This window comes from Leptospira congkakensis (assembly GCF_004770265.1).
Taxonomy (GTDB): domain Bacteria; phylum Spirochaetota; class Leptospiria; order Leptospirales; family Leptospiraceae; genus Leptospira_A; species Leptospira_A congkakensis.
In genome coordinates, this window is the sequence record NZ_RQGQ01000016.1 from 548,677 (window position 1) to 573,343 (window position 24,667).

22 protein-coding genes and 1 tRNA gene are annotated in these 24,667 nt (G+C 39.1%); 14 read left to right on the forward strand and 9 right to left on the reverse strand.

The features are described from left to right. Positions 1-11: 11 nt before the first annotated feature. Complete coding sequence (locus tag EHQ70_RS12910; protein WP_135586992.1) at positions 12-1,157, forward strand: hypothetical protein; 1,146 nt, start codon at positions 12-14, stop codon at positions 1,155-1,157. Positions 1,158-1,162: 5 nt separating this feature from the next. On the opposite strand, the gene EHQ70_RS12915 is transcribed toward EHQ70_RS12910, so the two are convergent. Then, positions 1,163-2,929, reverse strand: a complete 1,767-nt coding sequence (locus EHQ70_RS12915) for a glycoside hydrolase family 3 protein (RefSeq protein ID WP_135586993.1) — start codon at positions 2,927-2,929, stop codon at positions 1,163-1,165. 209 nt (positions 2,930-3,138) lie between these two features. Here EHQ70_RS12915 and EHQ70_RS18715 point away from each other — a divergent pair, with 209 nt between their 5' ends. Next, positions 3,139-3,273 carry a hypothetical protein gene (locus tag EHQ70_RS18715; RefSeq protein WP_279638501.1) on the forward strand — a complete coding sequence of 45 codons (135 nt, stop codon included), beginning with the start codon at positions 3,139-3,141 and terminating at the stop codon, positions 3,271-3,273. A 50-nt stretch (positions 3,274-3,323) separates the two neighbouring features. Here EHQ70_RS18715 and EHQ70_RS12925 read toward each other — a convergent pair whose 3' ends face one another. Continuing rightward, positions 3,324-6,098 (reverse strand): hypothetical protein, encoded by a 2,775-nt coding sequence (locus EHQ70_RS12925; protein ID WP_135586994.1) that lies wholly within the window; start codon positions 6,096-6,098, stop codon positions 3,324-3,326. Positions 6,099-6,397: 299 nt separating this feature from the next. Here EHQ70_RS12925 and EHQ70_RS12930 point away from each other — a divergent pair, with 299 nt between their 5' ends. The 3 genes from EHQ70_RS12930 to EHQ70_RS12940 all read left to right on the forward strand — a co-directional run bounded on the left by EHQ70_RS12930 (position 6,398) and on the right by EHQ70_RS12940 (position 9,060). Next, the gene (locus tag EHQ70_RS12930) at positions 6,398-7,102 is read left to right on the forward strand and encodes an OmpA family protein (RefSeq protein WP_135586995.1); all 705 of its coding nucleotides are present in this window, start codon (positions 6,398-6,400) and stop codon (positions 7,100-7,102) included. Positions 7,103-7,175: 73 nt separating this feature from the next. Next, complete coding sequence (locus EHQ70_RS12935; RefSeq protein WP_135587226.1) at positions 7,176-8,288, forward strand: hypothetical protein; 1,113 nt, start codon at positions 7,176-7,178, stop codon at positions 8,286-8,288. A 73-nt stretch (positions 8,289-8,361) separates the two neighbouring features. Next, a complete protein-coding gene (locus EHQ70_RS12940; protein ID WP_425270035.1) occupies positions 8,362-9,060 on the forward strand; it encodes an arylesterase in 699 nt (232 codons plus the stop codon). A gap of 119 nt (positions 9,061-9,179) precedes the next feature. On the opposite strand, the gene EHQ70_RS12945 is transcribed toward EHQ70_RS12940, so the two are convergent. Then, the gene (locus tag EHQ70_RS12945; RefSeq protein WP_135586996.1) at positions 9,180-9,878 is read right to left on the reverse strand and encodes a hypothetical protein; all 699 of its coding nucleotides are present in this window, start codon (positions 9,876-9,878) and stop codon (positions 9,180-9,182) included. A 502-nt stretch (positions 9,879-10,380) separates the two neighbouring features. On the opposite strand from EHQ70_RS12945, the gene EHQ70_RS12950 reads away from it, so the two are divergent. The 5 genes from EHQ70_RS12950 to bla all read left to right on the forward strand — a co-directional run bounded on the left by EHQ70_RS12950 (position 10,381) and on the right by bla (position 14,701). Then, positions 10,381-10,452 (forward strand) — tRNA-Gly (locus EHQ70_RS12950). 62 nt (positions 10,453-10,514) lie between these two features. Next, entirely contained in the window at positions 10,515-11,861 is a 1,347-nt protein-coding gene (gene tig / locus EHQ70_RS12955; protein WP_135586997.1) for a trigger factor, read from the forward strand. A 3-nt stretch (positions 11,862-11,864) separates the two neighbouring features. Continuing rightward, positions 11,865-12,467: an ATP-dependent Clp endopeptidase proteolytic subunit ClpP gene (gene clpP, locus EHQ70_RS12960; protein ID WP_100716517.1), complete on the forward strand. Its 603-nt coding sequence runs from the start codon at positions 11,865-11,867 to the stop codon at positions 12,465-12,467. A gap of 16 nt (positions 12,468-12,483) precedes the next feature. Next, positions 12,484-13,764, forward strand: coding sequence for an ATP-dependent Clp protease ATP-binding subunit ClpX (clpX, locus tag EHQ70_RS12965; RefSeq protein ID WP_135586998.1), 1,281 nt, complete (start codon positions 12,484-12,486; stop codon positions 13,762-13,764). 100 nt (positions 13,765-13,864) lie between these two features. Then, positions 13,865-14,701, forward strand: coding sequence for a subclass B1 metallo-beta-lactamase (gene bla, locus EHQ70_RS12970; protein WP_135586999.1), 837 nt, complete (start codon positions 13,865-13,867; stop codon positions 14,699-14,701). Here bla and rktP read toward each other — a convergent pair. The 3 genes from rktP to EHQ70_RS12985 all read right to left on the reverse strand — a co-directional run bounded on the left by rktP (position 14,678) and on the right by EHQ70_RS12985 (position 16,828). After that, positions 14,678-15,772 (reverse strand): Arg-Lys translocation region protein phosphatase RktP, encoded by a 1,095-nt coding sequence (gene rktP, locus EHQ70_RS12975; RefSeq protein ID WP_135587000.1) that lies wholly within the window; start codon positions 15,770-15,772, stop codon positions 14,678-14,680. The genes bla and rktP overlap by 24 nt on opposite strands. After that, complete coding sequence (tatC, locus tag EHQ70_RS12980) at positions 15,769-16,485, reverse strand: twin-arginine translocase subunit TatC (RefSeq protein WP_135587230.1); 717 nt, start codon at positions 16,483-16,485, stop codon at positions 15,769-15,771. Before tatC ends, rktP begins: the two co-directional genes overlap by 4 nt. 73 nt (positions 16,486-16,558) lie before the next feature. Then, positions 16,559-16,828, reverse strand: a complete 270-nt coding sequence (locus tag EHQ70_RS12985) for a Sec-independent protein translocase subunit TatA/TatB (protein ID WP_135587002.1) — start codon at positions 16,826-16,828, stop codon at positions 16,559-16,561. A 23-nt stretch (positions 16,829-16,851) separates the two neighbouring features. Between EHQ70_RS12985 and EHQ70_RS12990 the strand changes: the two genes are divergently transcribed. Further along, positions 16,852-18,753 (forward strand): hybrid sensor histidine kinase/response regulator, encoded by a 1,902-nt coding sequence (locus EHQ70_RS12990; RefSeq protein ID WP_135587003.1) that lies wholly within the window; start codon positions 16,852-16,854, stop codon positions 18,751-18,753. Here the strand turns inward: EHQ70_RS12990 and EHQ70_RS12995 are convergent. Next, positions 18,733-19,758 carry an alpha/beta hydrolase gene (locus EHQ70_RS12995; protein WP_135587004.1) on the reverse strand — a complete coding sequence of 342 codons (1,026 nt, stop codon included), beginning with the start codon at positions 19,756-19,758 and terminating at the stop codon, positions 18,733-18,735. The genes EHQ70_RS12990 and EHQ70_RS12995 overlap by 21 nt on opposite strands. Before the next feature lie 10 nt (positions 19,759-19,768). Between EHQ70_RS12995 and EHQ70_RS13000 the strand changes: the two genes are divergently transcribed. Then, positions 19,769-20,206 carry a copper chaperone PCu(A)C gene (locus EHQ70_RS13000; RefSeq protein ID WP_244288333.1) on the forward strand — a complete coding sequence of 146 codons (438 nt, stop codon included), beginning with the start codon at positions 19,769-19,771 and terminating at the stop codon, positions 20,204-20,206. Next, positions 20,203-20,763, forward strand: a complete 561-nt coding sequence (locus EHQ70_RS13005; RefSeq protein ID WP_135587007.1) for an SCO family protein — start codon at positions 20,203-20,205, stop codon at positions 20,761-20,763. The genes EHQ70_RS13000 and EHQ70_RS13005 overlap by 4 nt, the downstream gene beginning before the upstream one ends. Here EHQ70_RS13005 and EHQ70_RS13010 read toward each other — a convergent pair. Beyond that, the gene (locus tag EHQ70_RS13010; RefSeq protein ID WP_135587008.1) at positions 20,743-22,689 is read right to left on the reverse strand and encodes a M3 family metallopeptidase; all 1,947 of its coding nucleotides are present in this window, start codon (positions 22,687-22,689) and stop codon (positions 20,743-20,745) included. The two genes, EHQ70_RS13005 and EHQ70_RS13010, sit on opposite strands and share 21 nt — an antisense overlap. A 67-nt stretch (positions 22,690-22,756) precedes the next feature. Between EHQ70_RS13010 and EHQ70_RS13015 the strand changes: the two genes are divergently transcribed. Further along, entirely contained in the window at positions 22,757-23,161 is a 405-nt protein-coding gene (locus tag EHQ70_RS13015; protein ID WP_135587009.1) for a thiol-disulfide oxidoreductase DCC family protein, read from the forward strand. On the opposite strand, the gene EHQ70_RS13020 is transcribed toward EHQ70_RS13015, so the two are convergent. Continuing rightward, on the reverse strand, positions 23,158-24,630 hold the full coding sequence (locus tag EHQ70_RS13020) for an ArnT family glycosyltransferase (RefSeq protein WP_244288334.1): 1,473 nt from the start codon (positions 24,628-24,630) through the stop codon (positions 23,158-23,160). The genes EHQ70_RS13015 and EHQ70_RS13020 overlap by 4 nt on opposite strands. Between the last annotated feature and the right edge of the window lie 37 nt (positions 24,631-24,667).

Below are 24,667 nucleotides of genomic sequence, written 5' to 3' on the forward strand. Positions count from 1 at the left end.
AAAAGTAAATTATGAATTTTATAGCACAAGTCGTTTGGATTTTTCCAAAATTTGATCCGATCTACCTCTTTTACATCTTTCTTATGGGTGTGGCCGCCTTTGTTTACGTGAAGGTGATGAACTACTTACAAAATAAACAATCAAGCGTAGTGAACCACTGGGTTGAGTTCCAGAGATACGCCTCTGCCCGAAAATGCAACCAACTAGAACTCAATATCCTTCATTCGTTTTATGATCACCTAAACGATGACGAACGCGAAATTTATCTTTTGCCTGAAAACAGAAACAAATTGAAAAACGCACTCTATCGTTATTTTTTAAAATCCAATGCCAATACGACTGAAAGGGAAGTGGATCTTTTTGATAAACTCTTTCGCTCTGGGGTGGAATTCAAAAAAGAAATTCTATCTTTAAATGATCTGACGGTTGGGGAAGTTGGTGCATTGGAAGCGGATGGACGTGAGGAACTAACTTATGTGATGCAAAAAACTGCTGACGAACTTCTTCTTTCTATCAAAGGACTTTCAAAGGATTTACTTGTTCCTGGTAAGGAAGCAAAACTATATGTATTTCGACCAAGTAGCGGTGGTTATTTGTTAGAAGGAACCATGACTCGTGCAAATGAAAGTGGTGTGATTTTCCATTTTAGTGGCAAAATTGAAAGAAAAGGTGAGTCCCATTTGATGTTAACAGAAAAGTTATCCATCACTGTTGCCCCTTGGCCTCCACCGGATGAAAAAAAACAAGTTTTGGAATTGGATAAAAACAAACTCCTTTTCACAGAAGAAAATATTGATAAACAATTAGAAGTTTTGAAACGGATTGCAAAGGACCAAAAAGAACATAATGAAAAAAGGTTCGATATCAAAGACAGTCCTAAACCTTTTATCACTCTTTCCGAAAGATTATCTGACCGTGGGATTTTGTTTACCTTCCCTGTGGAAATTTCACCAGAAATTTGGAAACTACAAGACCTTTGGGAAGTGAGTTTCTGTTTTGATACGGGTCCCATGTATCATATTCGCGCGAAGATGATGCCCACCAAACAAAAGTCAGATTTATATCTACTTCGTTATGTAGATGCTGATGAAACAGTGCGGAAAACTTTGTACGAAGAAATCCGCAAACGTGGTGGTATTCGAGAAATACTAACTTAAAAAAATTATAACCTTTCGGGGAAGGCACCTTTCGAAGGTGTCTTCGACCCTTTGGGTAATAAAATCAAATCTACTTTTGGAATCTCTTTTCCAGAAGTCAGTTTTTCACCAAATGCTTCCCAAGATCCTTGGGTTAAGGAAAAAGATAATAAATATTGTAAGTTCTGAAGTTCCGGTAATTTGATAAACGGAGTTCCTCCGTGTAGGATGATAAATCTTTTGTTTGGGTATTTTTTTGCTAAGGCCGCAACCGATAGAATTTCATTTTCAGAAGTAGAATCAAAAAGGTAAGTTGTGATGGTTTTATCTTTGATTTGTGCCTGGAAGGATTTGAAAGCAAAAGAGTTTATCTTTTTTGTTTTCAAAGTTTCTTTCAAACGATTGTTTTTCACAAAGGATAAAGTCTCTGTAGGTGATATTCCTGAAGTTTGGAATGAGTTTGGATAAGCACGAATGGAATCTTCGTTGATTTCTTTGACAAAGTTGTTGGATGCAGTTAACTTTGCGTATCTTTGTTTTCTTTCCTGGTTCCAGTTGGTTAGGAATTCTTTTTGTTTTTGGTTTTCCTCATAAACTTTAGGAAGAATCGAATTTTCATCATAAAGCCCAAGTTCTAATTTTTTACGAATTTGTTTTTGGACGGCTTCTTTGAGTTTGTCATGTTCTTTACCTTCTTTGTCTAGATAACGGAACTCGCCGTTTTTATAAGCATCACTTAGTTGGGCTTTGAATTTTCTTGCAGTTTCTCCCCAACTTGTCAAAAGCACAATATTGGCACCGGCAAGGATTGTGAGAACACCTGGTTTGTCTTTTTCGTAATTTTTGGATATGGCATGCATCTCCATTGCATCCGTGATGATGATTCCATCAAAGTTTAGGTTTTTTCGGAGAACATCTGTTAGTATGATTTTGGATAAAGTGGCAGGGTAATCTGGATCAATTTTTGGATATACGATATGAGCAGACATCACTGCCTCGGCTCCACCTGCGATGGAACGTTTGAAAGGAATGAGTTCCAGAGTTTCTAACTCTTCTAAACTTTTATTGATGATAGGAAGTCCTAAGTGGCTATCGACTGTGGTGTCACCATGACCTGGGAAATGTTTGATCACAGGCAAACATCCACCAGCGCGCGCCCCTCTTTCATAGGCTACGGCCACATCGGAAACACGTTTGGAATCAGAACCAAACGAACGTGTGTTGATGACAGGGTTTAATGGATTGTTATTGATATCAAGGACAGGCGCAAAAAGAAAATTGAGTCCGAGGTTACGAAGTTCATAGGAAGTTACAAAACCAACCACTTCTCCCCATTCCGTATTTCCTGTTTGGCCGACGGCCATTGCTCCTGGGTAAGGTGTGATTCCGTCTTGGACTCGGAACACTCGCCCTCCCTCTTGGTCTGTGGAGATTAGAAAAGGAGCGAGGCCCTTATCTTTGGCTGCGGCTTGCAATCCGTTTGTGAGAGAGAGGATTTCTTCTTTTTTACCGAGGTTCTTTCCAAAGAGAATGATCCCTCCGGGTTTTGTGGCTGCAATTTCTTCCAAAGCAATTGGATCCACCGTCTTTTGTGGGATGGCAATGTGGATGGTTTGGCCAACGAGTTCTTCTTCAGACATTGCTTCGGTGATGGCCCAAGCCTTTTCTTCCAACCAAGTTTTTCTTTCGTTAGCGGCAAGTTCGGTGAGATAAAATCCAAAACAATAGGATGTACCAAAAAATCCAAACACTAGGAAGAGGGAAAAAGATGTGCGAAGTAGAACTTTGTTCATAAGCTATGATGGTACGATCTACACACGGCTTTTCCGAGACAACCACGAAAAATATCTGCATTCTATGGGAATCCATCGTCTGAGTTATTTTGTGGATGGAACTGACGGCGGCTTTACGATGGCCGCCAAGTTACTTAAGGATTTCAGAAGCATCATTGATATTATTTCTGTCGATGATAAGATTTATTGATTTAGCATTGAACTCTTCAATGAAAGATTTTGAAGACTCGGTTCAATTTTTTGCTGCTAAATCAAAGAAAGTAAAATACATCATCACGCGAAATAAAAAAGATTACCCTTCCTCTGAAATCATAGTCACAAGCCCAAAGGAATTTCTTAATTGAATCAAAACTTTTAAATCATAAAGTTTTGATTCAATTGGTAATTTGGATTATTATTGCTGCACACAAATCAAATGTTTTGTCTCGGAACAAACGGATTCTTGGCTAGTGATACTTGTTGTCGAAGCCATTGTCCAAGATTGTCCATATAAGAAACTAGCGGGAGTAGATGGACAATTCTGATAAGTAAATCCGTGGCAGTTATGTCGGTAAGTTAAGCCGTCTCCTGCACAAGCGGGTGTGCTTCCTTGAGTTGCTGGTGCAAGTGTGTTTGTCATCCCTGTCCAATACTGCTGACCTACCGTAGAAAACTCTCTTATTAAGCTGGTGGGATCAAATCCTGCTGATCCATTGGCAACAAATAACCTTGAGTATTCATCACTGCAGTTTGTATATCCAGAAGTATTACATCTGTAGTAATGATAATTGGCAGTCAACACCCAGTTGGTTCCGTTGGGGATACGATTATTCGCAACTGTTGGATCTCCTCCACTATTACTAACAATGAGTGCTTTATAAGTCCCTGTAGGAACTCCACCTGGTTTGTAATTGTTACAAGTATTATCAGCACCAAACACCCCTTGTGCGGTCATCTCTCCATTGTATCCAGGGGCACCGGTGGTAGTTACGAAGATTGCCTTCCCCAGTGGTTCATCGTCTCTATTGGTGATAGTTTGGTTGGATAAAGTAGCAGCACCACTGGAATACACAGCATCTGTATTTGCATCTTTTGTAAGGTTGACTGTATAGTCTTGGGATCCATCAGCAAAACTATCATCGGCACCAAGGATGGTGACCGTTTGTTTTCTTGCAGAATTGGCACAATTCGCATTACTTGCATCGGCATCATCCACCCGACTTCCTGCCGGAAAGGTGAGCGTTGCGGTAGAAAGAGTCCCACATTCTCCAAAAGCAGCAGTATTTGCAGCGTGTGTTGCACATGCTACACTGACAGTGATGGTTTCTACGTTTTGTGCTCCCAAACAAACATGGATTGTGGCTGTATCCGCTGGGGTAGAGGAACCTTCTTTTGTAGAACCTAATTTAGTTACATAGAAATATGCTTCATTGTCTGTGGTTCTTGCAAAAATATCAATTGGATTGTATGCGATGGCTCCTGTGGACAAAGCAGTAGTCACGTCCCAGTTAACTGTTCCGTCAACCTCATTGTCATCAACATGAGTCAGAAGAATACGATTTGTCCCACCTGACTCCATAAAATTATAATTTGTGCTACTCACTGTAACGCTTGCAGGAACTGTTCCTTCACTAGTATCCGTGCTAGTGAGACCAATGGTGACATCGGCCCCTGGATTGGATTGGGCAATCATCCATATATGTGAAGTCCCGCCTTCTGTAGCCGTGAGTCTGTCGCTAGCGCCAGATGTAGCCAATGGAGAGCCGGAGAAATTACATGGTTGCAATAAATGAGTACCATCATTATCACAGGAACGAATCGTAAAGGTAGGTTCCGTAACTGTTGTGTTATAAGTAGCATCCGCAGAAGATGCAACGAATGAAACAGTATAGTTTGCATTACCAGAGTTTGCTGAATCCGACTTACCTTCCACTTGGAAAGTTTGGTAAACATTCCAGTTTGTGGAAGTAAAAGTGAGTGTTGGAGTTAATATATTACATTTATTTCCACAATTGGAAGAGAATGTGAGGGTTACATTGTTAGTTGGTTTGGTTCTTAGTTTTAACTGGAAGTTTGAATATTTAGTTCCAAACTGATTACTTTCATCGGTAGCAAAGCGATCGACAGCGCCACCAGCAGTTCCCGTGCTTCCCGTAGTGGTGTCAAATCGAATATAGGCATAACCTGGAACACTTTGGTCGCGATTGTATACCACTACGTTTCTTGGTTTGATTCCGTTATACTCGGAGTCCGAACTGGATGTTCTTCCAACTTCAACCGTATAAACTTTGACTCCATCAATTTCTAAATCATCCACTGCAGTCACTGTGACCAGTTGCGGTGTAGCAAAGTTAGCTGTAGTGAATGTTAAAGTCTTTGGATTGGCAGTACCCTCTCTGTTGTTTGCATTCACTGAATCATATGTATCGTTGATCGGAATGGTTACATTCGCAGTCGGAGCAGTGCGTAATCTGATTTGAAAAGTTCCATTAGTCTCAGTTGCTGATGGACTTGGTTCTTCCATCACTCGCGAAATGTTAGAAACTCTTACCCCAGGGCTATCTGCATCATCCAGTGATAAAGTAATATCACATGCGTCCTTTCCGGTATAGGTTCCTGATGTTTCATTTCCGCTTCCATCTTTTTGTGTCATTGTTCCCAAGGCAACGATCATGGGATCCACAACTGGATTTCTGAGCGAATCATGAGAAGCCGTAAATTTAAAACATTGTCTTTCCGCAACTCCATTCCCAGTAAACGTAAGTTTGGTTGGGATAGCTACTTCTGCCCCTGGAAATGATTTAACTGAAGCGACTCGCGAACCATAGTTAGATGTGACAGTAACAGGAATTTCAACAGACCCACTAAACGGTGAGTTAGGATAGATACAAGTTTCGAAAGTACTGTAGCCCCATTGTTGAGCTCCAGACAATGTCAGCCCTGAATCGTTAGATGCATTGAAGGTCGCAGTTGTATCTCCGTCTTCTTCTAAATATACCGCCTTCGTTGTGATCGTCACATCCGACGAACAAGCAACCGTTGCTTCGTTCCCGAGCAAGCGATCGAACCTTTCGCTGAGTCCAAAAAGGAAGGTATCCCCAGCAGAAACCTGGCCGCTACAATTAGAAAATAGGAGGATAGAGAGAGCTAGGATCGAAAGAAAGGATTTTATCGGTTGGTATAATTTCATAAATAATTTCGTGCATCCATTTGTAGAGGTTGATCCAATTGTTTTCGGCAATCGGATCGGGGCAACAAAAAACGATACATGCAAGATTTTGAATGGTCGCTGGTTTTATTGTTAGCTGGTGATGAAAAATAGGGCATTTTGTAGCGGAATCCAAGGAGGCTTTTTAGTATGAACTCCTAATCTTTGTGTCAATATCATGAAATCGTAGCTAGAGCCTTTCTAAATGGCGTTAAATTCAAATTCCGTAATTTATCAATTGATTTTAGCAGTTGATTCTCAAGATAAGGACTGTTGGCTTTATGCGTAAAAAAATATACTTATCAATCATAATCCAGTCCACCTTCCTTTTGTTATTTGTTACCAATTGCAATAGTATTGTAAAACAAGAATGGAAGGATTCAGTTGCTTTTCAAAAATTCTGCGGATGTGTCACTCCTAAAGAGGAGAAAGCCGGCGACTATTTGGGGAGTTTACCAGTAGGTTCTTTGGATAAACTTGGAACTTCGGATTATTTGGAGAAATTGTATAAAGGTCTCCGCAGTGATTTTGAACACTCCGGAACTCCATTTGAAGAAGTAGGGGGAAGTCTTGTTGGAAAAGGGGTCGAACTCAAACGTATTGAAGATGATGAAAAAAGGTTACGAGAACTTTTAATTGTGATCGATGGGGACGTAGCTTTCCCATCTGGAAAATCAACTCTCACTCCAAAAGCAAAAGAACTCATCGCTAAAGTTGGGGACGCTATGGAAGCATACCCTGAGACCAATTGTCGAATTGGTGGACACACAGATAGTGTGGGTGCATTCTCAATGAACCTTAAGTTAAGTAAGGAACGTTCTCAATCCGTAAAACTTGAATTAAAACTAATTCACAGAATTGTTGAAGAACGTTTTAAGGAAGTGGATGGTTTCGCTGATTTACAAAAAATAGTAGATACAATGCTTGCGGAAAAGAAAAACCGTCGAACAGAAGTTTACGTTGGGACGGTTCGCATTGTTTATTAATTTCTCGAACCGTTTATTTACATCCTTACACTCCTTTGTATTTTTGATTTTCTTTTTAGGAATATTATTCCCTTTGTTTGCAGAAGAAACTTCTAAAGAAGGAGGAGCGGTTGGAAACAATACCTCCGTTCCCTTAGAAGACCGCGAGGACAATAAAACTCGGATGGATATCTTCAATCAAGTGTATGAACATAGATTGATGTTTCGCGGTGGTTGGGGGATTGGAAAACTTTCCCCTGCCATTCTGAATGAAACGGGTCCTGCTTGGTTTCAAAATTCACTCTTTCGTCAAATCTCGGAACCTGGTGCTCCCCTTTCGATTCCTTACAAACCTGCTAAAGATTTAGGTGTGAATTCTCAGTTTTGGGACATTCGGTACGGTTATAAAAATAAATTTGAAGTACAGTTTGCAGAAGATACTTCACTGGGTGTTTACAGTCGTAATCTTCCTGCTTCCAATAACTTTTTTTCGCCAAGAACTGATGCGTATTGGGCTAGCTCCTTTGAAGGAAATCGTTTGCTTCGATTTGAAGGTGTGAGCCAACACTTACGATTTTCTTACACACATCCATTCTCTAAAATTTTTATGATTGGGCCTTCCATCAATTTCCATCGTTATACGGAAAGAAATAATATATCTTATGGTTCTTATTCCACAAGTAGACCAGAAGCGGCTGTACCCAACAAAGTTACTTGGTCGATTGGGGGAGATGCCAACGCAGAATATTCTATGAAAGGAATTTTGCCAGGTATTTTCACAAAGTTTAAACTTCGTGACTGGTGGGAACTTCGTGCTCGTGTGGAACTGTTAGATCGAAAGGGAAACTTTTCTGTGTTAGGTTCTCAAATCATCCAAGAAGTATACACAGATGGAAGTTCTAACCTAAATGCAGTTGTACCGGCATATGGAGGAAAGGTAAGAGACAAAGGAACTATTATCAATTTAGAAACCTCCTTTCAATACTGCCGGTTTACTTTGGATATTGGTATGATCCGTCAAGATGTCAAAAGAACCTACGAATCCTATCTTGGAGATACGATCGGAAATGTTCCAAGAAGTGATTATTCAGCAAGGAGTGTTTATATTGGATTTTCGGAAATGTCCGGATCCATCAAACATACGGTGACTGAATTTTACATTATGCCTGGAGTTTCCTTTTTCTACGACGCCGACAAAATTTACTAATTCCTTATTTTCCTTTGGTTTGTGGGTCTCCCACAAATCTTTGGCTGGGAGATCTCTGCCTTTTCGCTTAAAAATGTTTGATTTTTCCTTCCTTCCGAACAATCTAAAAGTTGTGCCGTATTTAATACTCATCAGTTTCTTCTTAATGATCTCTTGTGGAAATGCTTCCGACCAAACAGACAAAAACCAATTGGAATCAAAAAGTTCCGGTGATACAAAACGAATCATCTACTTTGGGGACTCACTCACCGCTGGGTATGGGCTTCTCGATTTTGAAGATGCTTGGCCCCATGTCCTCACCAAAAAAATAAATGCGGAAGGTTATTCGTATCAAATGACAAACGCAGGAGTGTCTGGGGACACAACAAGCGGCGGCCTTGGAAGATTGGAATGGGTTTTGGCCGAAAAACCTTCTGTCTTTGTACTTGAGTTAGGTGCCAATGATATGTTGCGAGGGATTAGTCCATCCGTCACAAAAGAAAACTTACGTTCTATGATCCGCCAAATCAAATCTCAATATCCAGGAACCAAAATATTGTTAGTTGGTATGTATGCCACACCCAATATGGGGAAAAAATATGGAAAAGAATTTAATTCTATTTATCCCGATCTTGCAAAAGAAGAGGATGTCCCGTTGGTTCCTTTTATTTTGGAGAAGGTGGCTTCCATTCGCAAACTCAACCAAAAGGATGGAATCCATCCTACTGACGTCGGACATAAACTAGTGGCAGACACAGTTTACCCTTATCTCAAACCGTTGCTTGTAAAATAGAGATAGGATAGATGATGGTTAAGATTTTTTTATAAATAGAAGTTAGATAAAATAGACGAACTAAATCATAAACCGGCCAATCATGACCGGTTTTCTTAATTTGAATTCCTTTAGCGATCTTAGAACTCAGTATTAAGTGTTGCACATTTTGTAGTTGCCGGTTGTGAAGAACCGTATGTACAACTCGAGATTGCAACTACTGTCGGAGGTGTTGTGAAAAAACCAGCATAGGCACCGGAATTTTGAATTGCAGTCGTACAAGCTGCTAGATTACTCCCCTCAAATGCATTTAAGGCGTAGTAATCTTCCGATGAACCTGGTTTGATAGCCGCAATTTGTGCATCAGTGTAACCGTTACCATTTTTCAATTGGTTGTAAGTTTCAGTCACAATGTTTGTTATCGCAATCACTCTCTTATTAGCAATTGATGCATTGTATTGTTCAGTAGTCATATTACGGAAAGTCGTGATTCTGTTGTTGTGAAACGTAGAAATACTAGCAGACGATGAATCACATACAGAACCTGCCTTTGTATAAATAGCTACAATTTTCTCGAGTAGAGCTTGCGTTTTAGAGATTGCTTCTTCTTTTGTAGCTGGTTGAGAACAACTACCTTTAGGAAGCGATGATACAGTCGCTGTGTAAGATGTAGAGGAGTTTTTTGTAATCTCTGCGCAGCTTCCACTTAATTGATCATTTGCATAAAGCAAAAGGGCAACCACTGGAGTGTTGTCGTCTTTTTTTTCTGGTTTGCAATTTGTAAAAGCTGTAGCTACAAAAAGTAGAGTGATGAAGATTGATATTGTTTTGTTTTCCATTCAAGTTTCTTTATATATTTATATTACTGTTTAACAGCACTTACCAGCTAGCTTCAGATGCAGTAATCGTCAATGGAATTTAGTTTTATATAAAACTTTTTATAAATTTAAGTACTATGCACATTGTTTATATACAGGTGTTATGTGGCGTATAGAATGATTCCAAAAAATAAATTAAAGTTTTTCTTTTATGTGGAGAATAATCTTACAAAACTAAAAACTAATCATTATGATGAAGTTTGATTTGTTCATTACAAAATTTGTTTCGTTGGATTGGAGATAGATAAACAAACATCAAAAAATTGGTTCATAGATTTTTCACATAAGCTTTGTGATTTGTGACATTTCTCCACGGATTTCTTTAAAGTTTGTCATGGGATCGTATAAACGATTCGCAAACCAAACAAAGATGGTTCGTCTTAAGAGGAAAGAGAGGGAGGATTTGGCTCTTTTTTTCTTGCCGATTTGTCCAGATTCCAAATGATGGTTTCACAAACCTTCTGCGGGAATAGCTCAGCGGTAGAGCATCTCCTTGCCAAGGAGAGGGTCGCGGGTTCAAGTCCCGTTTCCCGCTAATGAAGGTACGCTTCTTTTTCTTTCCACTACACTCTCTTTATTTACACTGGATATAATACGATGGAATTTACGGCTAAAAAAAATAATAACGCAACTTGTGACCTCAGCATTCAATTTACCGCTGAAGAAGTCCGCACTGCCTACTCTAAGGCTTACAAAAATGCATCCGAAAAAGTAAAAATCCCCGGTTTTCGCCCCGGAAAAGCACCGCTGAATATGGTCGAAAAGGTTCTCGGCGACTCCGTTATGGATGATGCTGCCAACATTATGCTGAACCAAGCAATGGCGGATTTATTCGACAAATTGGAACATAAACCAATTCGTTTGCCACAGTTCCAAATGGAAACTTTTGACAAAAATACTGGTGCCAAAGCCAAAGCAACTTACGACACCAAACCAGAAGTCACCTTACCAAAGTTAAAGAAGATCAAAATCCAACCAAAAGAAATTAAAATTTCTGACGCGGACATTCAAAAAGAATTGGAAGGGATCCAAAAAAATATGGCTCGTAACTCTTTGAAAGAAGAGGGAGAACCTGTTGAATCTGCAGATCTTTTAGAAATCAATTATAAGTTTAAAGAAACCGACAAAGAATACCCGGAACAAGGCCAAGTCGGAAAATTCCAAATGGGTGCTCCTCAAAACCCTCCTGGTTTTGAATCCAACCTGCTTGGGATGAAACTAAACGAAACCAAAGAGTTCTCTTTTACATACCCGGACTCTTATCCACAATCTCCTGAATCTGCTGGAAAAACTATCGTTTACACTGTAACCGTTTCTGCAGTTTACAAAGTGACTTACCCTGAAATCAACGATGACTTTGCATCAGAAGTGGATGGATCTGCCAACTTGCAAGAGTTAAAGGAAAAAACCAAAAAACAATTACTTGAGATTTTTGGGAACGCACTTACTAAACGTGCAACAGATGATGCTTATAACGAAATCATCAAAGAATCTAAATTCATCATTCCTGAGTCTTTGATTTACGAAGAAACAGAAACCGTTTTCCAAAACTTTATGCGTGAATTTGGCCTTCCCGTTTCTTCCCTTGCAGACTACGCAAAACGATTGAACAAGGAAGAAAAAGAAGTTCGCGAATCTTTCTCCAAAGCTGCTGAAAAACGCATCCAAACCTACATTTTGAAGCAGAAAATTGCGGAAGACCACAAAATCCAGATTTCTGACGAAGAAGTGGAGGCCGGATACGAAAAAGAGGCAACTCAGCAAGGAATTACTGCCGAAACTCTGAAAAAAGAAGTCCAAAAACAAAAGGCGGAAACCTTCTACCGTGACAAATTCCTGTTTGATAAAATCGACGAGTTTGTATACGCTGAGGTAGAAAAGAAGTCGCCTAAGACTATTTCAACGGAAGAAGCAGAGAAAATTCTCAGCGGGAAAGAAGAGTAAACTATGTCTACACTCATGCCTTATGTAATCGAACAAACAAGCCGTGGCGAACGCCAATACGACATTTTTTCACGGCTTTTGAAAGACCGGATCATTTTCCTTGGATCTGCCATCGACGAAACCTATGCCAATGTCATCTCGGCACAGCTTTTGTTTTTGGAGGCTGAGAACCCTGACCGTGACATTTATCTCTACATCAATAGCCCTGGTGGGTATGTGAGTTCTGGCCTTGCCATTTACGATACCATGCAACTCATCAAACCTGAGGTAAGAACACTTTGTATTGGACAAGCGTCGTCAATGGCGGCCCTTCTTCTTGCAGGTGGTGCCAAAGGAAAACGTTCTGCACTTCCTAACTCTAGAATTATGTTACACCAACCTTACGGTGGTGCAGGCGGACAAGCTTCGGATATCGAAATCTCTGCTAAAGAAATCATAAAGATCAAGGACAAACTCATCGATCTTTATGGAAGACATACTGGAAAATCTTCTGACCAAGTCAGAAAAGACACAGAAAGAAATTTCTTTATGAGTGCCGAAGAAGCCAAAGAATACGGCATCATCGACAACGTCATCCAAGAACGCAAACAGATGCCACAAGCTTAATCGAGGGGCTAAAATCATGACCAAACGTCCAAGCCAAACGGGTAATTCCAGAGAAAAATTACATTGTTCTTTCTGCGGAAAGGCCCAGGACGAAGTAAGAAGGCTTGTCGCTGGTCCTGGTGTTTATATCTGTGATGAGTGCATTTCCTTATGTAATGAAATCATCGCAGAAGAGCCGCAAGGTGGTGAAAAAACTGCCATTGTTGGTGACATTCCGAAACCAACCGAAATCAAAAAAATCTTAGACCAGTATGTGATTGGACAAGAACAAGCCAAAAAAGCTTTGTCTGTTGCTGTTTACAATCACTACAAAAGAATCTTCCATAACGAACGTAAGGCGGGTGACGTGGAATTGGAAAAATCCAATATCATGCTCATTGGTCCTACGGGTTCTGGAAAAACTCTTCTTGCCCAAACTCTTGCTCGTATTCTAAAAGTTCCTTTTGCTATCGTAGATGCAACGGCTCTTACAGAAGCTGGGTATGTGGGAGAAGATGTGGAAAACATCATCCTCAAACTCATTCAAAATGCAGACAATGATGTCAAACGTGCTGAGATGGGAATCATCTATATCGACGAAATTGATAAAATTTCCCGTAAGTCGGATTCTGCTTCCATCACTCGCGATGTGAGTGGGGAAGGTGTACAACAGGCTCTACTCAAAATCATTGAAGGAACTGTAGCCAATGTGCCACCACAGGGGGGACGTAAACACCCACACCAAGAATACATTCCTGTAGAAACCAAAAACATCCTCTTCATTTGTGGGGGAGCGTTTGTGGGTCTTAGTGACATCATCAAACAACGAGTTGGTGTAAAATCAATTGGTTTTCATTCCACTGAAATTGTTAATGATAAAGGTAGAAAAATTGAAGAAGGGGAATCTGTGGTTCATCACGTGATCCCTGATGACCTTATGAAATTTGGTCTGATTCCAGAATTCATTGGACGACTTCCGATCATTGCCACACTCGATGAACTAACCATCGATAGTTTGAAATCTATTTTTACAGAACCAAAAAATTCCCTTCTCAAACAATACCAAAAGATGTTTGATATCGAGAATGTAAAACTCAAGTTCACAGAATCTGCTATAGAAGCCATTGCCCAAACTGCTATCAAACGTGAAAGTGGGGCTCGTGGACTTCGAGCCATCGTAGAAGAAATTATGATGGAACTCATGTTCCAAATTCCTTCGCGTAAAGATGTTTTGGAAGTGGTTGTGACAGATGAAACGGTTCTCAAAAAAGATGCACCCATCACCATTCTAAAAGGCGATATCGAAAAAATTGCTTAAAGTTCAAATGACAATCTCTAGATTTGAATTTTGAATCTAGAGAAACGATTTAAAACCTATCTTTTGGATAGGTTTTTGTTTATATAGAGGTTAGTTTATCATGGACTTCGATCAATTAAGAAACAGGCTTAATTTTACCTCTCTCTCACCTTGGATGGGGACTCAAGTTTTGATCTTTTTTATTGGGTTTTCATTCGTTCATTGTCAGTTGCAAAAAAATTCGGAATCCAATTCTCCTTCTCCCATCCAACAAAATCCTACTTCGGCCAGTCAGCATTCCGCAAGTCTGGAATGGATCAAAATCAAAGAGACGGTTTGGATCCATCGCAGTTTTGGGGAATTTGGTGGGCAAGTGTATTCTGCTAATGGCCTTGTGGTTCTGACAAACAAAGGAGCTGTGGTGGTGGACACTCCTTGGACAGAATCTCAAACAGAAGAATTATTTTCTGAGGTTCAAGTCCGGTTCCAAAAGGAAATTTTGTTTTTAATTGTGACACATGCACATGACGACCGTATGGCGGGAGTTCCCCTTTTCCAAAAAAGAAACATCCCTGTGTATAGTACTTCCTTAACGGCGAAATTGGCTAAGGAAAGAGGGTTTGGAAAAACAAATCCGATCCTAGACATTCAAACAAGGTTACCTGCCGGAAATCAGTCAATAGAAGTTTTTTTTCCAGGCCACGGACATTCCGCTGACAATATTGTGGTTTGGCTTCCTGAAACTCATATCCTCTTTGGAGGATGTCTCGTCAAGGCACTGGATGCAAAAGATCTTGGATATGTAAAGGAAGCCGATTTGAATGAATGGCCAAATTCTGTGAGGAGGGTATTGTCTCGTTATCCAGATGCAGAAGTAGTGGTTCCTGGTCACGGCGATTGGGGGAAGTTGGACTTACTGCGCCATACAATTCGTTTACTTGTTTCGTCGAACGACTAAGATCGAAAGTTTTTCCATTGGGTTAGTGAGATTTCTTTCTGCGCCTAATGCACCCATCTTTTTGGCAATCGCAAGTAACATCTGTCTAGAGGAACTTGGTTTTAAATCCAAAAGATAATCTACAAACTCTTCCATAATTTCAAAAGAAGTGAGTCCGAACTGAGTGAGAGTTCTATCACTTGCCCAAACCAAATAATCTCCAATTTCGATTCCATCTGCTATAGAGAGTGGGTGTTTGTGGTTCGGATACCAATGGTCATCACCACTCCCTTCAATCACTTGGATCCCATGCTCAGAAAATTGAAAGATGGGCATGTCCATATAGTGTAAAAAAGACATTTTATCTTCTCTGTTTTGGATCCCAAAAGCCGAGATTTTTAATTTTAAAAACGTAAATTGGTGGAGGGCAGATTTTAGTTTCTCTAAAATTTCTTCGGTAGTAAAAAGTCCATCTCCAAAAGAAGAGATAATTCCATGAATAAAAACCTTTTCCGAAGATTCTAAAATCCCTGGTTCCATATGTCCTGCAAGGATTCCAAATATTCCATCTTTTGCTCTAACAATCCGGATATAGTCCGCTCCCGCATAACGCATGACAGATGGAAAGACCGAAACATCGAATCCAGTGATTTTCGGGATATGAATGTCAGGGATTTGTTTGTTAACGGAAGCGGCTTGGTTGGTTTTCCAATCAAATTTGTTTTCGAATTGTTCTTCGCCGAGACTTTCATCTCCTTGGAGAAGAGTAAATCGAACAGATTTGTAAATTTTGTATTCTTCTGATTCTTGGTTTAGGTTTCGAATGTCTTTGGGAAGTTCGTTGTCTTGGATATGAGCAATGACATGGAGAACGTATTGGTATAAAAAACCCAAAAAATAATAGGATAAAAATCCAATTAACAGTGCAAATACGAATGAAGAATAAATCCCAACTAAATTAAAGTTAAGAGCATTTTCTCCTTTTGGATTTTGCCAGTGTGTGAAGGTGAATTCTGCAAATAAAAAATGAATAAAAAAGAAAAGAAAACTAATGACACCTAGGAGTACGGGAAGTTTGACTCGATAACTCATTTGCGATCTGTTGTTTCCAATACTTTCATAATGATTGCAGAAAGAAAGAATAGAAAACTAAGAGGAACAAGTAACATTAACATAGAAAAAACATCTGGGCCTGGAGATAAAACGGCTGATACAACAGCGATGATTAGAACTGCCTCTCTCCATCTGGAAATCAGAAAACGAGAAGAAAGGATTCCTATTCTACCAAGTAAGATGAGAACAATTGGTAATTGAAAAGAAGCACCAAACACTAGGTGCAAATTAAAAAACAAATCATAATATTCGTCAATCGGTAAATAGGGATCCACTCCGTCTGGCCTAAGCACCACAAGAAAAACCCTTAGAAAGTTTTCAAAGACGGTAAACCAACAAAGAGCAAGTCCTGACCAAAAGAGTAGGGTGGAAAATAGGATGATGAACTTTCCCCATTTTTCTGTCCTTGTGTCCACAGCCGGAGCAATGAACCCCCAAAGGATGTACAACAAAAATGGTAAAGAAACAAGAACAGATAAGATAAACGATGTTTTGAGATAAATCAGAAACGGCGCCATCAATTGGATCTGGAAAAAATGAGCATCCGGACCCAAAACGGACTTATACGGTTGGATGAGAAAGGAATGGATCTCACTCCCAAAATATAACGTGCCAATCATAAAAACAGACACGACTAAAATGGAATAGATAAGTCTTAGGCGGAGTTCTTCTAAATGATCCCCCAGGGACATGTATTTTTCCCTGGTTTCAGAATCCTCTGGTAGCGGAAGTGCGGTTCTTTTTTTCCCGGCCAAGGTTTAAGTCTTATGCTTTTTTCTTTTTCGCAGATTTGGTAGCACCCGTGGAAGCTGACTTTGGTTCTTCTTGTGGGAAACTAGTTTGGGATGGTTCGTCTTCCTGGCCTGTGAGTGATTTACGAAATTCTTTGATTCCGGAACCCAAATCTTTTGCAAGGCTTGGAAGGCGTTTTCCACCAAAAAAAAGTAACGCTAAGAAGACAATGAGTGCAATCTCCCATGGTCCTAAATTAAAAAAAGCAATAGGTGCTTGAAAAGAAAACGGATTGGATGGCATATTTCCCTCTTAAGGCAAGAGTTATGCAAACGAATCTAGAAGCAAGCGGAATGATAGAATTCTTTAAGGTCTTGCCCAACCTATTTTCCGGTGGTGTGTATTTAACAGATCCAAAAACCGGTCAGATTTTATTTTCGAACGATTTTTTTAAAAACAATTTGGGTTGTCACAAAACCATTGAGGAGTGTTTGGAGTCCGAACTTTTGACCTGGGTTGCGGAAGAAGACAAAGTTAATTTTCGAGAGCAGTTTCTTTCTCCGAACAAACATTTTGATCGCGATACCATTTCCGGGGATTATCGATTTCGTATGCCGAATGAAGTTCTTGTTCGTTGGTTTCAATTCGAAAAGAAAAAAGTAAACATTCCTAATATGGATTCGGATTTACAAATTGTTTTCGTCCGCGATGTCACTAATGAAAAAACAAATGAAATCAACATTGTGGAACAGATCCAATTTTTTCTCGGGCTTTTTGAGAATGCTTCGGTCGGGATGGCATTACAAGATTGGGAAGGTGGATATTTTCGAGTTAACCCTCGTTTTACAGAAATCACTGGATACAGTTTTCAGAACTTAACGGATTTGAATATCAAACGGATTAAGGGAGAAACCATCTCCGAAGAAGAAATGGAATATTTTGGTTTTTTTAAGGAAGGAGCAGAAGAGTCAAGGCTTACAAGAAAGGATGGCAGAAGGATCAATGTGTATCGCCGAATCAGTGCCTTTCGAAACTCACAAGGGAAACCGGATTTTTATTATGTGTTTTTGGATGATGTCACTGAGAAAAAACAATTAGAGTCTTATCAGTTACATTCACAGAAAATGGAAACTATTGGAAGTTTGGCGACAAACATTGCCCACGACTTAAATAATTACCTGCAACCAATTCATGTATTCTCTCAGTTGGGTGAGGAGGAGATTCAATCAGGTAATTTTGACAAAATTCGTATTTTGGAGTATTTAGGGAAAATTAGAATGGGTGCAGATAACGCTCGTTCGATGATACATAGAATCATCAAATACTCTAAGGTAAAAGATGAGAATTATGCAACTAAGATGGAAATTTCATCGGTTGTTGAATCTTCTATCCCACTTGTGAATGCAGGTTTACCAAAAAATGTGGAAGCACAATTTGATTTTCATAAATCTCCCCTTTATACCAAATTGGATGCGGTTCGGTTTTCAAAAATTCTTTGTGAGTTAACTTCTGGAGGCCTTCTTGTTTGGGATGATCGCAAACGGGGAATGGTTCGGATCCAAACTCTGCCTGCCGATGAATTTAAACTTTTGGTTTCTATTGAATTTACAGGTCTTTCTTTACCAAGTCTTTCGGGACTGAATACCCTTGACTTTGTGAATTTTGGGGATGAAGAGTTCCAGTGGGCAGGAATGCATCTAATCAATCGGTATGTGAAAAACTGGGGAGGGGAGTTTTATATAGAAAAACCAGAACCAATGACGGTGATCATCAATATTTTCCTTCCTTTGGAAGAAGGACAAACGGTTCCAGGGATCTCCAAGTCCACTGTCAGTAGTGATCCAAAAGATGTCTGGGCTGAAATTTCGAAAAAAGAAATCTGGATTGTAGAGGATGATGAAGCGGCAAGTGAAGCCATTTGTTTTGTATTATCACAAAAAAATGTAACTCCAAAGGTTTTTCGAAGTGCGTCCATTGCATTGGAAACATTAAAATTGCGAGCCCCAGATTTTATTTTATCAGACTATCGGATGCGCGAAATGAATGGGTTAAACCTAATACGTAAAATCAAACAATTAAACCCTAATCTTTCTGCTGTTTTGTATACGGGAAATATGGATGGATTGGATTCTGAGGAGTTGGACAACGAAGGGATACTGGTTCGTTCCAAACCAATATCCATCGATGAACTTTACGAAACGATTTTGTTATCGTTTGGGTTTCTTTGATTTTGTTTTAGGAGCTTCTTCGGCGCCTGTGCTATCTTTGATAAACTGAATGACTTCCTTTTCTATGAGTTCTTTATCTGTTTTCACATACTTAGAAAGTAATACATGGGAACCATTTTCAATTTTTAAAAGTTTGTTTTTTGGGTTTGGATTAGATCCAGACTGAATCAAATCATAAACTTTTAACATTGCAGGAACCGATGCAACAAAATCATGTTCTCTTTCTGATTTATAGTAGTACATGAGTAAGGTGGGAGATACAATTCTTGGGTAAGGATTGTCTTTATCTACAAATCTTTTTAGATTTAGAATATTTTGAATGGCTCCAAAATATTGATCCAAATACCAATACTTAGCTGACTCGTCTTTAGGATCCGTTTTTGAAATACGCATCTCTCCTTTGATTGCATTGATAAAAGATTTTCCCCAATGGAATCGGAAGATATGAGCACTTGGGTCATCAAAATCGTAAAAAGGTGAAGCAAGGATTAAAGAGTCGACTAAATCCGGATGTTTTGCCGCTAAATAGGAAGCAATGTTTCCACCCATACTTGTTCCTATCACTACGGTCTTTTCACCAAGTTCTCTTGCATAAATCAAACTATCTTCTGCATCTTGTAGGTAGTTTTGAAATCCTGTATTTAGGTGATCTTCTGGATTGGTTCCATGTCCTGGTAAACGTAAGTAATAAGTATTGGCACCAAAGTATTCTGTAAGTTTGTTTGTGACTTCTTCCCCTTCGCCACGACTGGCTCCAAATCCGTGGATGTAAACGATGACAATTGGAGTTTTTTCTTCCGAAACTCGGACGAGTAATTCTTCGTTGTTGGGTCTTGTATTTTCTTTGGCACTGATACTCAGTTCGTTTTGATAAAAGGCATCGAAATTTTCGAATTTGCGAGTGGAATCATAATTGTATTCGCCGGTAGACCAGTTGTAAGTGGATACTAGAAATGAAGATAGAATGAGAGTGATGGCAATCACCCATTTGATTAATATTCTCATCGAGGTTCTCTTGTTACGAAAGATAAATATAACAAATGCAGGATTTCTGTTACTAATTCAAGTCAATTTGTTTGTTTTCTGTCACAAACCTACAGAAGCGATCCAACTTTGGATGACTCCTAGCCCTGATGTAGCAAAAACTGCTGCCGTATACGGTGAAATTAGAAATCCTTTTGCCAACTCTGTAGAAATCCAAACGATAGTCAGTGATATGTATCAGTCGGTTGAATTTCATGAAACAACAGTGGACAATACATTACAAATCGCCCGTATGCGTAAGATAGAATATCCGATTCCTATGAAAGCCTCTGAAACCATTTTACTCACAAGGTCTAGCAAACATTTGATGTTATACGGTAAAATAAAACAATCGGATAATTTAAAATTAGAAATTCAGTTTTCTAATGGAGAAAAACGAACTGTGATTGTGGAGGAAAGATCATTATGATTCAAAAAGTATTTTTAGGATTACTTTTTTGTGTTTTTTCGTTTGGATGTGGTTCTGGATTTGAATTCACCGAACTACCGATTGGTGGGAATATTGAAGCCGTTGACAAAGCGGGACATTCTATTTCATTCAAATCGATGCAGGAGCCAGTGTTACTTGTATTTTTTGGGTATACCTATTGCCCTGACTTTTGTCCTAACACGCTCGCAAAAATCAAAACTGCCATAGAACCCTTAACCGATGAAGAAAAAACAAAATTCAAAGTGGTTTTTATTTCTGTGGATCCAGTTCGTGATTCCCCCGAAACAACTACCAAATACGTAAGGTTTTATCTAGAACAATCCATCGGGCTTTCTTTTTCGCAGGACACAACCAATCAAATTCTAAAACAATACGCAGCTTATGTGGAAAAAACGGAAGATGGCCAAAGTTTTGACCACTCTACCTATATTTATGTTTTAGACAAAAATCGGAAAACTCGAAAACTCATCAAGTCCACCGATTCCAAAGAAGTGATTACTAAATCAATACAGTTGTTAAGCGGCAATTCCGTTTAATCTTAACAAAGCATCAATATCAGGATCTTTTCCATAAAAATCTCGGAAAAGGTCCATTGCATTTCCAGAACCACCTTTTTCTAAAACGGTTTTTCTAAAATGCGCAGCATGATCTAAGTCAAACACTCCACGATCCACAAACGAGTAATAGGCATTTGCTGAAAGTAACTCAGCCCATTTATAAGAATAGTATCCCGCTGCATACCCGCCGGCAAAAATATGGGTGAAGGAATTTTGGAACTTGTTGTAAGATGGTGGTGAAAAAACAGATACCTCTTTTCTCACTTGGTCTAAAATTTCCTGCACTCTCGCTTCGTTTGGTTTTTCCTTATGGATCAACATATCGAACTTAGCAAATTCTAACTGCCTGACCACTCCCATCGCGGACAAAAAGTTTTTGGCTTTCACCATAGTTTCAATATAAGAATTGGGAATTGGTTCTTTTGTTTCGTAGTGTTTGGCAAATAGTTCTAATACCTTTGGTTCATAAGCAAAGTTTTCTAAAAACTGAGAAGGGAATTCTACTGCATCCCATTCCACTCCGTTCACTCCACTGACAAACGCTTCGTTCACACGAGAGAGTAGGTGGTGGAGGGCATGACCTAGTTCATGAAAGAGGGTAACCACATCACTTGGTCTGAGTAGGGAAGGTTGTGTGTTTGTGGCTTTTGGAAAACTAGCAACTACGAAGGCAACTGGAAGTTCTGTTTTCCCAGTTTCATCCTGGAAATGTGGTTTCCAATTGTGCATCCAAGCACCACCTTTTTTTTCGGATCGCACTTCTAAATCTAAATACAAACGAGATCTGGTTTCCCCTTCTACTACTAGATCATAACAAAGGACAGAGGGTTCCCAAACGGGAGTGTTTACTTGTTTGAATACAACACCTAGTAGTTTTTGAAGGAATACAAAAGTGCCGTTTATGACAGTTTCTTTTTCTAAGTATGGGCGATAGATTTCTTCATCATAAGAAAAGGATTCTTTTTTTAATTTTTCAGAATAGAAGGTAAGATCCCAAGGTTCGAGATCTGTTTGTCCTAATTTTTTAGCAAAATTTTTGATTTCATTTAGTTCTTGTAAGGCGATGGGTTTTGCTTTTATCGCAAGATGGTCTAAAAATTCGATTACTTGTTCTGGAGTGTCTGCCACTTTTGTAGCCAAACTCAAATGAGAAAAAGTAGGGTATCCAAGTAGTTTTGCTTCTTTGTCGCGGAGTTCTAAAATTTCCTCCATCAATTTTCCATTTTCTGGTGCTCTTGTGCAATAACCGTCGTAGAGTTTTTTTCGGATCTCTCTGTTTTCGCCATAAGTCATATAAGCAATGTAAGATGGAAAATGTAATGTGAATTTATAGGTGCCGTCTTCTTGTTTTGCGGAGTTTTTTTCGCTTTCGGGAAGGCCTTTTACTTCCTCTTCGGAAAGGTAAAGTGCAAAGGCATTGGTTGCATTTAAAACATTTTGTGAAAATTGGTTGGAGAGGTCTGACAAACGAATGAGAAGTTGTTTGAGTGAATCTTTTGTTTCTTTATCGAGGCCCACGCCAGACAATCGGAAATCACGAATTTCGTTTTCTAAAACTTTGGATGCTTCGGGTTTAAGATTTTTTTCCGAGGTTTGAATTTTCAAAAAAGAGGAAAATATGTCTTCGTTTTGTCCAAGGTCCGTATAATACTCGCTGAGGACCGGTAATAGCCGGCTATAGATCGTTTGGCTTTCTTCATTGTTTTTAACAGAGTTGAGATGAGAGATTTCAGTGACAAGGTCTCCTAGTTCTGTTTGGATTCTTTGGTAAGGTTTTACAAAGTTTTGAAATGTTGGTTTTTCTATCTTTAATAGAGTTTTGATAAATTCTTTGTTGGACTCCATTTTTTCTAAAATGGCAGATTCTTTTTTAGGAAGATTTTCAGAATGAAATTCAGGAAACATGATGGCCTCTAATGATTTAGACTCGATTTCAATTGGATCTTCACCAGTTTGGTGGTAGAGGAAAAGGATGCCACCTGAAAAAAGTAAAATTGTTTTCTTTGATGGAGTTTGCCACTTGTGTATGGGCTCAGTTCAGTTTCTTTTGAAGAGAAACCAAAAAGAAAATTTATATTTTTCGGCGATTGGCTCCGAAACTTTTTTTTCCCTGATCCCCAAAGACAAAATTCCTAACCTTCCCGATAGCATTCTTTATTGGAAAGAAGGGGAATTGTATTTGGAATCCGATGCGATTTTGCAATTGGTTCGTGAGTTAAAGTTCCCCTGGTTTTTATTTTATGGGTTTTTGTTTGTTCCTCGTATTTTTCGAAATTTCATTTACCGATGGATCGCCAAACATCGATATAACTGGTTTGGGAAAGCAGATGCCTGTATGATTCCCTCACCAAATATCAAAAAACGTTTTTTAGACTAGGGTTTTGTTGCCTTTACAAGCCTTAGGTTTAACTTTTTGTTTCTATCATAGGCGTAGACAGATAGAGTTTCACCGAGACCTTCCCATTTAAGACCCAGCCCTTTCCAAACTTGGAAATCAGATTCGGAAACAAGGATGTAACCTTCTATTTTCGAAAGTTCTTCCCAAGTGATTTCTTGGATCGGTTTATGATAATAAAATGCAAAACTGGGAATCCCGTGAGCACCAAATGAGTATAAGGTTTCATCTTTTGATACGATTGATTGGATACGCTGCGCGGCCTTTTTGGAATCGGTTCTCATTTCTGAAAATTTAGGTAATATCACAAAAGATAAAACTGCGATCATTAACAATGCAACAGTTAAGTAGATTCGATACATATAAATTTGGTTGTGTTTTCTTGCGAGTTGGTCACCGAGAAGGATGGCAAGAATTGGATAAGCAGATAGTGGATAGGAGGGAAGTTTACTTGCTAGTCCTTCATAAAAGATCCAAGAGAATACAAGCCCAAGTAACAAAAATCTTTTTGGAGTAAAAGTATAATTTTCTTCTTTCCAGTTCCAAGGAAAAAGATGTTTTGAAATGGTAAGTCCGCCCGTTTTTAAAAGTGCGATTAATTTCCATCCGTTTTCGTAAAGAAAGGAAAGGTAAATTCTAGTCCATGGAAAAATTGTCACAAGAAATAATAGAAGATAGGTGCCAGGTGGTCCTGATTGTCCAAACACTGGATCGGTAGCTCGACGAAAGATATACCAATCCAACATCCAACGTATCAGTTCTCCATTGTCTTTTTGCCAAGAAAGATAACCCCAATAAAAAAGTGGGAGGAGGGCGATTGGTAACCAGAGAAATGGATTGAGTTTCCAAATTTGTGATCTGATTTGATTTACGCTAAGAAGAAGCAGACAAGTGCCTCCGAGAAAAATAAGTATGGGTGGACCTTTGACAAGAATTCCCAAACTTACAGAAAGCCAGAATAAAAAGACAAAACGTTTTTTGTTGAATTTGATCCAGTGGTAAAGAGAAACAAATCCCAACATTCCAAAAAATACTAAAAGAGAATCCACAAGTGCAATTTTCCCGTTCAAAGGAAAGTATAAGGAAAAACTTAGAATGCTAAACGCATAAAGAGCTGTTCTCGAACCATACATAATGTTTGTTAAATGGTATGTAAGTAAACAAGTCCCTAAAATACAAAGTGCTGGGAAAAGACGTAAAACCCACTCGGAGGCACCCAAAACACGAAATAAAGAAGAAGTAATCCAAAAATGTAACGGTGGTTTTCTATGCGGAGTGGAGTAAGGGAAGTCCATACTCAAATAATCTCCTGTTTCCATCATGGAACGAGAAAACCCTGCATAAGCAGCTTCGTCTTGGTCTACAAGGGGGGAAGAGTTCCCATAGAATAGAAAAAAAATCAAAACGCCAATCAGGAAAATAAAGGTGCGATGAACAGATAAGAATTTCACAGTCTCAAAGACAGAAAACCCCATCTAGTTTGTCAAA